Source organism: Adhaeribacter aerolatus (assembly GCF_007991635.1).
GTDB classification, from domain to species: domain Bacteria; phylum Bacteroidota; class Bacteroidia; order Cytophagales; family Hymenobacteraceae; genus Adhaeribacter; species Adhaeribacter aerolatus.
This window is the reverse complement of record NZ_BJYS01000015.1, coordinates 34367-47405: the sequence shown is the minus strand read 5'-3', so window position 1 is coordinate 47405 and position 13039 is coordinate 34367. Positions and strand designations below refer to the sequence as shown.

The 13039-nt window shown below is 42.5% G+C and carries 12 protein-coding genes; 7 read left to right on the top strand and 5 right to left on the bottom strand.

The features are described 5' to 3' along the window. Nucleotides 1–351 precede the first annotated feature (351 nt). Nucleotides 352–1548 carry a site-specific integrase gene (locus AAE02nite_RS10915; protein ID WP_146897769.1) on the top strand — a complete coding sequence of 399 codons (1197 nt, stop codon included), beginning with the start codon at nt 352–354 and terminating at the stop codon, nt 1546–1548. Between the two features lie 272 nt (nt 1549–1820). On the opposite strand, the gene AAE02nite_RS10910 is transcribed toward AAE02nite_RS10915, so the two are convergent. Continuing rightward, the gene (locus AAE02nite_RS10910) at nt 1821–2693 is read right to left on the bottom strand and encodes a DUF6371 domain-containing protein (RefSeq protein ID WP_170252576.1); all 873 of its coding nucleotides are present in this window, start codon (nt 2691–2693) and stop codon (nt 1821–1823) included. A gap of 101 nt (nt 2694–2794) precedes the next feature. Here AAE02nite_RS10910 and AAE02nite_RS10905 point away from each other — a divergent pair, with 101 nt between their 5' ends. Then, nucleotides 2795–3052 (top strand): hypothetical protein, encoded by a 258-nt coding sequence (locus AAE02nite_RS10905; protein WP_146897767.1) that lies wholly within the window; start codon nt 2795–2797, stop codon nt 3050–3052. A gap of 58 nt (nt 3053–3110) precedes the next feature. Next, entirely contained in the window at nt 3111–3989 is an 879-nt protein-coding gene (locus AAE02nite_RS10900) for a DNA/RNA non-specific endonuclease (protein WP_246150959.1), read from the top strand. An 88-nt stretch (nt 3990–4077) separates the two neighbouring features. On the opposite strand, the gene AAE02nite_RS10895 is transcribed toward AAE02nite_RS10900, so the two are convergent. Then, nucleotides 4078–4551, bottom strand: a complete 474-nt coding sequence (locus tag AAE02nite_RS10895; RefSeq protein ID WP_146897766.1) for a hypothetical protein — start codon at nt 4549–4551, stop codon at nt 4078–4080. An 85-nt stretch (nt 4552–4636) separates the two neighbouring features. Between AAE02nite_RS10895 and AAE02nite_RS10890 the strand changes: the two genes are divergently transcribed. Then, nucleotides 4637–4879 (top strand): hypothetical protein, encoded by a 243-nt coding sequence (locus AAE02nite_RS10890; protein ID WP_146897765.1) that lies wholly within the window; start codon nt 4637–4639, stop codon nt 4877–4879. 12 nt (nt 4880–4891) lie between these two features. Here the strand turns inward: AAE02nite_RS10890 and AAE02nite_RS10885 are convergent, their stop codons facing one another. Beyond that, nucleotides 4892–5140 carry a hypothetical protein gene (locus AAE02nite_RS10885; protein ID WP_146897764.1) on the bottom strand — a complete coding sequence of 83 codons (249 nt, stop codon included), beginning with the start codon at nt 5138–5140 and terminating at the stop codon, nt 4892–4894. 24 nt (nt 5141–5164) lie between these two features. Here AAE02nite_RS10885 and AAE02nite_RS10880 point away from each other — a divergent pair, with 24 nt between their 5' ends. After that, on the top strand, nt 5165–5926 hold the full coding sequence (locus AAE02nite_RS10880; RefSeq protein WP_146897763.1) for an SOS response-associated peptidase: 762 nt from the start codon (nt 5165–5167) through the stop codon (nt 5924–5926). Between the two features lie 40 nt (nt 5927–5966). Here AAE02nite_RS10880 and AAE02nite_RS10875 read toward each other — a convergent pair whose 3' ends face one another. Together AAE02nite_RS10875 and AAE02nite_RS10870 are read right to left on the bottom strand one after the other, a co-directional pair. Further along, nucleotides 5967–6407 carry a hypothetical protein gene (locus AAE02nite_RS10875; protein WP_146897762.1) on the bottom strand — a complete coding sequence of 147 codons (441 nt, stop codon included), beginning with the start codon at nt 6405–6407 and terminating at the stop codon, nt 5967–5969. After that, complete coding sequence (locus AAE02nite_RS10870; RefSeq protein WP_146897761.1) at nt 6404–6802, bottom strand: hypothetical protein; 399 nt, start codon at nt 6800–6802, stop codon at nt 6404–6406. The genes AAE02nite_RS10875 and AAE02nite_RS10870 overlap by 4 nt, the downstream gene beginning before the upstream one ends. Before the next feature lie 215 nt (nt 6803–7017). On the opposite strand from AAE02nite_RS10870, the gene dinB reads away from it, so the two are divergent. Both dinB and AAE02nite_RS10860 read left to right on the top strand, forming a co-directional pair. Beyond that, the gene (gene dinB, locus AAE02nite_RS10865; protein ID WP_146897760.1) at nt 7018–8184 is read left to right on the top strand and encodes a DNA polymerase IV; all 1167 of its coding nucleotides are present in this window, start codon (nt 7018–7020) and stop codon (nt 8182–8184) included. 4 nt (nt 8185–8188) lie between these two features. Continuing rightward, nucleotides 8189–11131, top strand: coding sequence for a DNA polymerase III subunit alpha (locus tag AAE02nite_RS10860; RefSeq protein ID WP_146897759.1), 2943 nt, complete (start codon nt 8189–8191; stop codon nt 11129–11131). The last annotated feature ends 1908 nt before the right edge of the window (nt 11132–13039 follow it).

Here is a 13039-nt window from a genome sequence, read left to right as displayed (position 1 = left end):
GAGCGATGCTTCTCTCAGAGGCTGACAAGAGACTAAAGGGAATAACGGAACTAACCGGTATTAAAGTTCTGAGACGTATAGAATAGGAAGACGGACTAATATTAAATAAAAAGGCCTTTAGCTAATTGCTAAAGGCCTTTTTGGTGCTCCCGAAGGGAGTGTAACTTATGATATCCATTTTTATCAAAGTTGCCTTTACTTTATTGAAAAAGCACTTCTAAGGCTTTTTTAACAATGTTTGGTTTTGTGGCAAAGTAAGTTGGACAAACATAATTATTATAAAACCGACCCCCAAATCAACCTCCATTAATTTATTATTTTTATATTTGCCTAATTAATACCTATAGCGTTATGGCAAGCGTAAATTTTAATCTCAGAAACCTTAAGACAGAATTCGAAACTCCAATCATTGCTATATTCCGGACTAAAGGCAAAACACATAAAATTGCTACTGGTAAATCAATCCCTCCAAAATATTGGAATTTGGACAAACAGGAAGTTAAAAGAACATTTAAGGACCACGAGGAATTGAATGATTATCTGAATGAATTGAAAAAGAGGATAATCAAGGCTTATGATGAATTTACAAAAGCAGGCATTGAGCCTAGTGCGGAAAGTTTAAGAATAGCTATTGCCCCTAAGGAGGAAAAGAAGGAGCCAGACTTTGTGGAGGTGTTCCAACAATTTATACATGTAAGAGAAACTGACCCTACTTACACCACTAGTGTTATTAAAAACTATAAAACTGCTTTAAGCCACCTTGGTAAATTTGCTTCTTTACAGAAGGTTAAGTTGAAGTTTGGTGACTTAAATAATCGGTTTTATGAATCCTACAAAGCATATTTGTTTAACAAGCAATTACAGCCAAACACAGTAGGCAACCAAATTAAACAATTAAAGGCATTTTTAAATTGGGCTACAGAAGAAGGTTATAACAATAATATGGCTTTCAGAAAATTCAAAAAGCCATCTGAGAGTACAGTAATTACAGTTCTGACTGAAGAGGAGCGGGATCTGCTTGCTAATTTTGATTTAAGCGAGAATGGCAGATTAGGAAGGGTAAGGGACCTGTTTATAATTGGTTGTTTTACAGGTCTGCGGTTTTCTGATCTGGCAAATTTGAAGCCAGAGAATTTTAAGGGGGATTTCCTTGAAATAAGAACGATAAAAACCAAAGACCACTTAAGAATTCCTATAGCACCTCAAGTGCGGAGAATAGTGGCAAAATACGAGACGGGTTTACCCACTATCACGAATCAAAAAGCAAATGAATACCTGAAAGAATTAGGAGAAATAGTTGGTTTGGAGGCTATGATTAATAAAGTGAAATACCCTGGCGGGAAACGAATGGAGGAAATGGTTAGTAAATTTAAATTAATGACTACTCATATGGCTCGGAGAACCTTTATTACGATTGCTCTTAAAAAAGGAATGCCCCAAGTAACATTAAGGAAGATAACAGGGCATAAGGACCTAAGAACGATGTTGAAATATGTAGAAATTGCAGCCGAGGATACTCATAATGAAATGATGAGGATTTTTGGCTAGAGATTGTCACTTTAAATCTAGTGAGCTATATCTGTGAAGAGGTAAGTTTTCAACCTAATTTATAATCAGTAGGTGTTTGATTCGAATCCAAGCTTGGTTGCCTAATTATTAATTGCTCACAAATTAAAACTGATAAGTGGCTGTTTTATTTGCAAACTTTTTATTCGTTTTTCTCTTTTACTTATTATTTATACGGTTACTTTTTATTATTTAACCAACCACAATAATTCTTTTCAAATTTACTAAAAATAGAAAGGTCCGATTTAATTAAGTTAAATCTTCTTATTTATTCTAGGACTTCCAATTAGAATATCAGCAATATCATCTCCATCATCCCGGGTTTTATCTATTTCTAAAATGCGGGTTCGACAACCTACTTCTTTCAAAATAGCTTGCATCTTATTAGCCCCTTCTCGACCAGTCAGATGCATATCTGGTATAATCATGACCTTTCGGCCTTTCAGTACCTGCGCCCTATCCTTTTTCAGGCTCATTGCTCCGCCTGTAGCTATCCAGACGAAATCTGGATAATGCACGTGTCCGATGATAGCAGATTTTTCACTTTCCACCATTACAACTTTCGCTGTGTCCGGATAGGTGGCTAACTGAAATTCTCCGAATAAGCAATATTCGTAGCCTTCCTGATTAGTAAATACCAATGGGCTTGGTTTACTTTTAAATTCATCTTCGCTAGGTTTTACCCGACTTCCATTAAGTTTATAGTAAATCCTCTTGGGTTTTCTGTAATGGCCATTAATGTCCTGATACCAAAAGATAGTGCCCCCAGCTTTGGTGGTGCCAACTGAAAAATAATTTAATATGTAATCAGCGGTAGTGGGATACTTCTCCTGCAACCACAAAGCAAAATTATTTATTCCATAACTTTTCAGGGTTCTTCTTACTAACCCAGTATCGACATATTTTATCTCCTTCTTAGGTAAGGGAGGGTAAACCGGAGTAGACTCCCCTTCTTTAACCTGCTTATTAGGAAAGAAACTCTTTCCACAGCTATGACAATGACCATAGTTTGGTTCTGCCTTGCCATTTATGATGATAGGAGAGAATTTACCATCTTTATTGCTTTTACCACAGGGGCAATTAGGAGCCACCTTAAAACGATTAGATTCAACAAATTTAAAGTTCATCAAGGAGAATATTGGTTGGCAATTTTAGATATTTTTTGCTTCATCGTTACTTTTAATCCGTAGAATAAGTTCATTAACAAAAAAACCGCTACTGCATACCCTTGGGTACCTCTGATAATTCATTAGAAATACCAGTAACTTATAAAGGTCAGGAGTTATGCTTTCCTGCTAAATTGCTGATGACTAGCTATACCTATAAAATACAGGTGGAGGTGAATGACCAACTAGTTATGTTTGAACCGGACGAAGATCGGAACTACCGGGCGATGCTCGACCCTGCGCATTTGGAGAATGGTGCTAAGCTGGAAGTCCAACTTCTTCAAGCTATAGCTGAGGTGATAGAATCAGTCGTAAAGTAATCCAGCCAATGGGGAGTAAAAACTAACACCGGGCCAAATTAATTTATCAAACATCCTTATGTGTGATAATAGCTTTAATCTCATGCGTTTCCATATTTATTCCGTTTACTTAGTTATTATTCTGTTCCTGGCTGGTTGTAAAGAAACAGAAGTAGCACCGGTTAAGAGCATAAATTTAACTCCCAATCAACACCTACTATTTGGTAATCCAAGTGGCGCTACCATAGACGAGGCCAACGCCAACAACTATTTATTACAAAAGCCACAATACGTATTATCTTACAGCCGAGACCGGGGCATTCCTAATTGGGTAAGTTGGCATGTAAGCAAAGAATGGCTGGGCTCGGCTCCCCGGCAGGATGATTTCAGGGCAGATAATAGCCTACCGGCAAATTGGTATAAAGTAACCGCTACTTCTTATTCGGGCAGCGGCTTTGACCGGGGCCATAATGTTCCATCCGCTGACCGGACCTCTTCAGCAGAAAATAACTCGGCCACATTCATGATGACCAACATGATTCCGCAGGCTCCTAAAAACAACCAGGAAACTTGGGCTAACCTGGAAGATTATACCCGTGATTTAGTTCAGGCCGGAAATGAGGTCTATGTTATTATGGGAAGTTACGGAGTTGGTGGAACCGGCACTAATGGTAAAAAGCAAACGATTGATAAGGGGAGGGTGACGGTGCCTACACAAATCTGGAAGGTGCTGGTGGTACTACCCGAAGGCAATGATGACCTGAACCGCATTAACAGTACTACTAGGATAATAGCTGTGGATACACCTAATAACAACACGGTGCGGGCGGATTGGGGTACTTACCGCACGAGTATAGATGTTATTGAAAAGAATACCGGTTATGACTTACTAACGTCCCTTTCGCCACAATTACAATCCGTATTAGAGTCTAAAGTAGATAGTGGGCCGACGCAATAAAAAACTTAATATTAACCAGGTAGGACTACTTTATTCGAACAAGCTAATCCGTAGAAAGCCATAGATAAAGAAGGCAGTAGTGGCAGCACTACTTTTGATAGTACAAGGCCTTAATTTCTTCTATGGTTAAGGCTTCCTCAGTCGTGTAGGATTTATAATGTTTGCGCAGGTATTTGGCTAAAGCTAATATCTCTTCACCATACCCCCGTTGAATACCTATTTTATCTGCATCCCGCTCTTCTAAAGATTCCAGCTTTGCAGATAACAATGATAGGATATCTCTGATTTTCCAGAGCAAGTAGAACTTACATTGCCTGGCTTGCACAATATGGGCTAGTTCATGGGCAACAAGGCCAGTTAAAACCTTATCTGGAAATTTACGGCAGGCTTTATCTACCAGCAATACAGCTTCCTTATTGGCCTTAATTTGGACAGCTAAGAAAAAGTCGTTCTTTTTACCCGCTTTTTTGACCTTTATCCTATATAGCGCTAAATCCCTAAACCCACCGGCGAGGAGAATATTTAACTGTAGTTCAACTTTAGGGAGTAATGAATCCGCCATTCCACGAAGATAAAATGAACTTTAATCTTATAAAAAGTGAGTATTTAACCTTGCAAAAAGCAATATATGACATTAAAGAACGGTGATGCAATATAAATTACGAGCAGAAAGCCGAAGCGATGCCATGTCCTTTATCGAAGTCACTTCGATTGAAGAATGGTCCATCAGCAGCCATCCGATTATCCCGGACGTAGAACTTAACTTTAAAACGGCTCTGATACAGGAAGATTTAATCGCGGCCCTAAAGACCCTGTCAGATAGCCATGTCATGTACCAAACGCTACAACCTGCTAAGGTGTATACCGGAGAACGTAATTATGATTTATGAAGGCTTTAGACCTTACCTTTCTAAATCCGACAAATCTACCGTTACCAAATACGGCTCCAGCGCTTTTCTGCTTTTAAAACCCCTTACCAGTTCTATTTGGTTATCTGGAACATGGTACCAGACTTCAGCAAAGAAGCTACCCATGTGATACAGCACTATCCTAAAATCATCTTCCTCTCGGAAACAGATAAAAGAACCGTATTGCCAGACCAAGGCTTCTCGATTTTCGTAGTTTTGGAAGTTGAATTGATATAAATCCATCAACAGCTTTAACGAATAAATTATATGTGCGGACGAGCCTCTATTGATAAAGATAATATTCCTAAACAACACCGGTTTGCAGCTAAACTGGAGGGCATTGCCTTTGAAAAGAACTTTGATGCCCGTCCTTCTCAGCAGTTGCCCATCATTCTACCCGATACGGATAAAGCTATTCTGGCCACCTGGGCTTCTCCCGAAAAAGAACCGGATGGTAAGCCTACCTTACCTTTTAATGTCCGGCAGGAAAATTTATTATTTATCTCCCGCTTCCGCAGCTTATTACCCCGCAACCGATGCATCATTCCGATTGACGGATTCTTTGAATGGAAAGAAATAGAGGCAGAAACACCAGAAACTATTTTGGAATCGGATGCCGGCTTAGTACTGGATATGTTTGGCAATCCAATTAGAAACAGTGCGGAGAAAAAACGATTGAAGAAAGCTAGGCCGCAGAAACAAAAATACCGCTTTACCCTGAAAGATAAAGAACCCTTCGGTTTAGCCGGCCTCTGGCGGGAAAGCCTTTATCCGGATACCGGGGAAGTGCGCCGCTATTTTACCATCATCACCACCCAGGCCAATGCGGCCGTGATGTCTTACCACGACCGTATGCCGGTTATTTTATCCCCAGAAGATGAGGGAAAATGGATGAATAACAAATTGCAGGAAAAACAATGGTATAGTCTCCTCAAGCCCTATGAAGCGAAACAAATGGCAGTAATGGCCATTGATGAGTACGAGAGTACGCTAGGGAATTATATTGCCCCGCAGCTTAACTCCAGGTAAATTAGTTAGGTGTAGCGCCTTAGAAATGTGATAAGCCACATCAATAATAGCAAACTGCATCAGTAAAAAGAGAACCTTGGACATATAGTTTTTCGGCTCGGCATTTCTTTTCATAAAGCTGCAGAAACGCTTTCCAGAAGGATACATCATGTTCTAAATACGCCACGTCTATTTCTAAGTGCTGTGAATCCTGGATAGCCTGTTCAATTCTGTTAATTACCGCAGTGCCCTTATGAGGTAGTTGTTTTAGCACACTTAATAGCTGGTCTAACTTTTCCTCCCGGCTGCTGGCAGGTAACTCGGCCACGTCAGAAAAAATGATTTCTTCTATCTTTTCGCTCACAGCATCCGGAACAGGTAAGGCTCCAGACTGATAAGCGCTCATTAACTCTTTGTCCTCAATGCCAAGTAAACTATCCAGGTGCGGTAAGGACAAAGACCTCCCTTTACAGAAGGTTTTAAATATTTCTGTCGTCATCATAGCTGCTGAATATGCAGTTCATTTTCCTTAGCCCCGGCTCTCGGTGCTTCGTAATAAGTATCCCGAACCTGAATCTCCCCCGAATCCATTATCTCACCGGTATTGTATTCGGCCAGCATGACCTTGTTCGCGGTACCATAATCTAAATACAGCTGTGCTCTTCCCGGACGGTTTAAGAATTTAATACAGGTGATTCTTTTCGCTCTAAAGTCTACTTCTTCTTTAGCAGAACTAAAAGTAAAGCCTAATGCTTTCAAACTTTCTTTTAGTTTTCCTTCGCGAAAGGCATCAATCTTTTGGTTTACCTCATCCAGGTAAGCCTGTGCTTCCTGCGATATTTTAGACTTTTCTTTTAGGTTACCATTTCCCAATTTCCATGGTTTAGCATTTTTCATAATTCTATTTTTTAAGGTTATCATTTACTAAGTTTTGTAAACAGGATTAACACGACTAAAAGCCCGTATAACAGCCTATATAAAACTAATATTATTGGCAAATATAAAGAACATGTTAATAAACGCTAATACGTGTGGATATTTATTTCTTAAATATATAGCTTATCTATATTAATTATCCGTATTTGCTAAAAATATTAGCTTTTCGGATAACTATGCTGCTCACAGAAAACAGTACCATTGCTCACCTGGACCTGGATACTTTCTTTATTTCGGTTGAGCGCTTACGCAACTCTCAGCTTGTTGGCAAACCCGTTATGGTAGGTGGTTCTTCAGACCGGGGGGTGGTCGCCAGTTGCAGTTATGAAACGCGGTATTTTGGGGTCCATGCGGGTATGCCCATGCGCATGGCCCGTCAGCTCTGCCCCGAGGCCCTGGTATTGCGGGGCGATATGGAAGCCTATAGTAAGTATTCCCAGGATGTTACCCAGATTATTGCGGCCCATGCACCCGTTTACGAAAAGGCTTCGATTGACGAGCATTACCTGGATGTATCGGGCATGGATCGCTTCTACGGTACCTGGCAATGGACAAAAGAATTACGCCAAACCATTATCAAAGAAACGGGTTTACCGGTTTCCTTTGGGTTATCGGTTAACAAGACGGTTTCAAAGATTGCCACCGGGCAGGCGAAGCCCAACGGTGAAATCCAGGTTCATCCGGACCAGGTGAAGCCGTTTCTGGCGCCTTTATCTATTCGCAAAATACCGGGTGTCGGGCAGAAAAATTACCAGCTTTTGCGCAACATGGGTATTCCGACCATTGAGGTACTGACCATGATTCCGGTGGAAATGATGCAGAAAGTACTGGGTCAGGAAGGCGTACATATCTGGGAAAAAGCCAATGGCATCGACCGCACGCCCGTTATTCCGTATTCCGAGCAAAAATCCATCAGCACCGAGCAGACCTTTCACACCGATACCACGGATATGGTAAAACTCAATAACCTGCTCGTCTCCATGACCGAAGGATTGGCATTTGAACTCCGGAAGCAAGGCAAACTGACGGGCTGCATTACGGTCAAAATCCGCTACGCCAACTTTGATACCCACACGCAGCAATTAACGATTCCCTATAATGCGGCTGACCATATTTTAATCCGCAAGGCCAAAGAACTGTTCGGGAAACTCTACAACCGCCGGCTGCTCGTGCGCTTACTGGGGGTACGCCTGAGCAACCTGGTGCAAGGTTTTCAGCAGATTGATTTATTTGAAGATACCGCCGAAATGGCTAATCTCTACCAGGCCATGGATAAAATCCGGAACCGCTACGGCGAGGATGCGGTGAAAAGAGCCGTGGGCTTAAAATCAGGATTAGCTTAAACCTATGCTGGCATTTGTTCACTCTTACTACAGCCTGCGTTACGGCACCCTTTCGCCGGAAGAACTCGCCCAGGAAGCCAGAGCCAAAGGGTATAAAGCGTTAGCCCTAACCGATATTAATAACTGTTCCGGCGTATTTTCTTTTATCAAAGCCTGCCTGGCGCAAGGAATTCAACCTTTGGTGGGCATCGAGTTCCGGCGTGATAACCAATGGCTGTATACCGGCATTGCTCAGAACCAGGAGGGCTTCCGGGAGTTGAACCGTTTTTTAAGCGCTTACCTACTTCGGCACCAGCCCTTGCCCGATGTTCCGCCGGAATTTAACCGTGCCTCTATTATTTACCCTTTTGTCAGCTACAATAGTGAAAAGCCGTTGCGGGCGAACGAATACATAGCTGTGGCTCCTAACGATATTAACAGGCTGTACTTTTCGGATGTAAGAAAACACCCGGATAAATTGTTGATGTGGGGGCGCTTTACCTGTAAAAGCCAGACGGGCCTGGCATTGCACCGGCATTTACGGGCCATTGACAACAACATCCTGTTAAGCCAGCTCAATCTGGTCCATGGTCTCTCCGATGATGCTTGTTTCCTGTCGTGCACGGATTTACTGACTAAATACCAGCAATTTCCGGCGCTTATCCGCAATGCAGAGAAACTGGCCACGACAGCGGTATTTAGTTTTGATTTTAACAGCCGCAAAAATAAGTTTACGTTTACCGGCACGGCCTCCGACGACAAAGAACTGCTGGAGAAACTCGCCTGGGACGGGCTGCGCAACCGCTACGGCGCTCAGCACCAGGAAGCCAAACAACGGGTAGCCCACGAGCTGGCCATTATCGACAAACTGGGCTTTAGCTCTTACTTTCTCATTACCTGGGATGTTATCCGGTATTCCCTATCGCGCAACTTTTACCACGTGGGCCGGGGCAGCGGGGCCAACAGCGTCGTAGCGTATTGTCTGTACATAACTGATGTGGACCCGATTCAGTTGGACTTGTACTTTGAGCGGTTCCTGAACCCCAAACGTACGAGTCCGCCCGATTTTGATATTGATTACAGTTGGAATGAGCGCGATGAAGTACTCGATTATATTTTTAAGCGCTACAAAAAAGAACATACGTCCTTACTGGGAGCCATGAGCACGTTCCAGCAAAATTCTATTCTGCGCGAACTGGGAAAAGTTTATGGGCTGCCTAAATCCGAATTGGATGCGCTGGTCGAACAACCCGATGCTCCGGGTAATGCCAATCACCTTACCCAACAAATATTCCAATATGGGAAACTGCTGACCGATTTCCCTAATCTGCGTAGCATTCACGCCGGGGGTGTACTAATTTCAGAGGAGCCGATTACCAGTTACACGGCTTTGGATATGCCTCCCAAAGGAATGCCTACTACCCAGTGGGATATGTATACCGCCGAAGAGATTGGGTTTGAAAAACTGGACATTTTGAGTCAGCGGGGTATTGGGCACATCAAGGACTGTGTGGACCTGGTGTGGCAGAACCAGCAAATTAAAATCGATGCCCACGATGTGGAGCGGTTTAAGCAGGACGAGAAAGTAAAAGAACAGCTAAAATCCGGCGATACCATCGGGTGCTTTTACATCGAGAGCCCGGCCATGCGGGGATTGCTCAAAAAGCTGCGCTGTGATAATTATTTAAGCCTGGTAGCGGCCAGTTCCATTATCCGGCCCGGGGTAGCCCAGTCGGGTATGATGCGCACCTATATCCAACGGTTTCATGCGCCCGACAAAATCCAGTACCTGCACCCGGTGATGGAAGAACAGTTGAAAGAAACCTTCGGGGTCATGGTGTACCAGGAAGACGTCATCAAAGTAGCGCACCACTTTGCCGGCCTGGACTTAGCCGATGCCGATGTGCTGCGCCGGGGCATGAGCGGTAAGTACCGGTCTAAAACCGAGTTCCAGAAGCTGGTAGATAAATTCTTTAGTAATTGCCGGGCCAAAGGCTATCCGGAAGCCTTAACCAAAGAGGTGTGGCGGCAGATAGAAAGTTTTGCGGGTTATTCTTTCTCCAAAGCCCACTCAGCCAGCTTTGCCGTAGAAAGTTATCAGAGTTTATATCTGAAAACGTACTATCCGCTGGAATTTATGACGGCGGTCATCAACAACTTTGGCGGCTTTTATAAAACCTGGGTGTACGTGCAGCAGGCGCAGAAAGCGGGAGCCGTGATTCACTTACCCTGCGTTAACCACAGCTCCCTGACTACCGCTATCTTTAGAAAAGATATTTACCTGGGGTTTATTCATATCCAGCACCTTGAGCAGAAAATAGCCAATCAGATTGTAGCTGAGCGGAGACAAAACGGCCTGTATACCAGCCTGGAGAGTTTTGTACAGCGGACTGGTATTACCTTAGAAGCGCTTTTGCTGTTAATCCGGGTACAGGCCTTACGCTTTACCGGCCAGGGTAAAAAAGCCTTACTCTGGGAAGCCCATTTCCTGCTGGGGCATCAGGTAAATCACCGAAATACTAACCTACTGTTCCAAGCACCGGTTAAAACATTTACCCTTCCGGCACTCACCCACACGCTCATAGAAGATGCTTACGACGAACTGGAGCTACTGGGCTTTCCGGTAACCTGCTCGTATTTTGATTTACTGCAAACCAAATTTCGGGGCGAGGTACCCGCCACTGACTTGTCCTCCTATGTGGGGCAAAAGGTTCGGTTACTGGGCATTTTGGTTACCACTAAGTACGTCCGCACGGTCAAAGGCGAAATCATGCAGTTCGGTACTTTTCTGGATGCGGCCGGGGACTTTTTCGACACGGTACATTTTCCGCCTTCGCTCAAAGCCTGGCCGTTTAAAGGTCCTGGCGTATATCTGCTTTACGGCAAAGTGGTGGAGGAATTCGGCTTCCCCAGTATAGAAGTGGAAAAATTAGCAAAGCTGCCTTTCCAGAAAGATCCTAGGTATTAATTTTTTAATTCCTGTTTAACCAAATATTCAATTGATAATGAGTTAAAGTGGAAAATTATATTTCCTCAAAACTGGCAGTAACTTGGATGTTGTTACTTCTAATAAAGGTCATTCACCTGATTAAATCTTATTAAAATGACCTCATTGCAAATTTGCTTCCTTTTCTTTTTTTCGGGCATTAGGTAGGTTGTAAGATAATGGTTTAGAGCCTAAAAGGTTAATTCTGACATAAGCAAATTAATATCCCAATTAGCAGGTTATTGTGAACTGGATAATTACTCATCAGGCATTACACGCACTTTTCTCTTAATTGATTTTCTAAGAGGCGCGACTTACGGAAATAGTCTTCTGTAAACCTTAAGACTTTATTCCTATCACCATACTCAACTGTGCAGTTATAGTCTGACAAGACCGACCATGCTAAAGAACAAACCCTAATTCACTTTCTGGATGACCTTACGGCAAAGTTTGCCAAGGATACGGTGAAAGTGGCCTGCCAAGGTACCAAAGAAAAGAAAGATTAGAATTTAAACCGAGACTTTCTATTTCCCTGCTATACGACCCGGCTGCAGGATATTGTAACCATTCAAATTTAAAAGAGAATTCTTTGGCATGAAAAAACTGGAGTCAGAGGATATTTAAATATCGAACCTGCTAGATACCTCTACCTTATGTTTGTTTTCTCGTAATGGCGCCTCTTGGGTATGATAAACTAAAATGTGATAACATTAAGGGTATATATACTGAAATAAATAAAGAGGAGGGGTGAGGGAAAGCGGCGCCCTAAAATAAACCGGGCCTAATTAAGTTCTTTAATAGCTTTCTTGCCTACTTTAATTGTATTGAATAAGTAGTGCCATGCGTAAACATTTGCTTCGATACCCCTGTTTGACTGGTTTCCAAATTACTAGATTGAAGGATAGGTCTTTACCCATACACGCCATTTTAAATTAGCTATTAGGAAAATGTAATGATTAGGAGTACAAGTAGTTATAGGTGCTTTCTCTTAAGTGTTTATCAATTAAAATTTTAGTATCTAACTTATTTAATTAATTGCCTTATTTATCTATTGTGGGGTGTTGCAAGAGATTGAAAGTGGTTTTTAGAGACAAATAACCACGTACGCAAAATTTGCGGACGTACTTGGCACGTACGCAAAAAACGACGTACGTCAAAAATTGCGGACGTACCCCTGTCTACTCGCTGGAAAGGGCATTTTCGTCAGGTATTTTGCATAGAAGTCACTTGAGGAGAGAAAGAACCCGAAACTTTGGGTAGGGTTCATTTACAGGGTGTTTTGTTTAAATAAATGGAGGTGGTTCGCCTGAATGGAAAGTTTTTGGTTCACCGGTTGGTTTCAATTTTGTTTCCCTGCCGTTTTTCTTTAAGTGATATAGTAATCTGAAACTGCCTCTGGGCAACTTCGTGTGCCAGAACAGGTCCGAAGAAAAAGCCATATTATTGGTATCCGGAATCATGGTGCTATTGAGTTATAACCGGGCAAACAAGGTGACATTAATATCCGGTCTAGGGGCTTTGCGAAGGTGTTAATGCCTACCTAAAGAAGGAGAAGAAAGGCCTCATTAGTTATTATTCCCTTACGGGCCACGGCGTACAACTCATCCGGGATGCGGTGAAGCTGGCAAAAGTATACCGGTTTGAAGTTTCCCAGATTGCAGCTTAACCTAGTTAAAAAAGAAAGCCCCGCTTCCAGCGAGGCTATCGAAAATAATTTAATCGCTTTATGCGAAATTTTGTAACTTTAGAGCGGATTCTGCACCAGACGCCAATCATGAATGCAGAATAGAAAGCACCTAGGGAGCCTGCTTGGTCTAACTGGCAGGCTTCTTTATTTATCGTTTATTTTTCCAGAATCGACGTATAAAGGGCCAAATTCTAAATAACTGA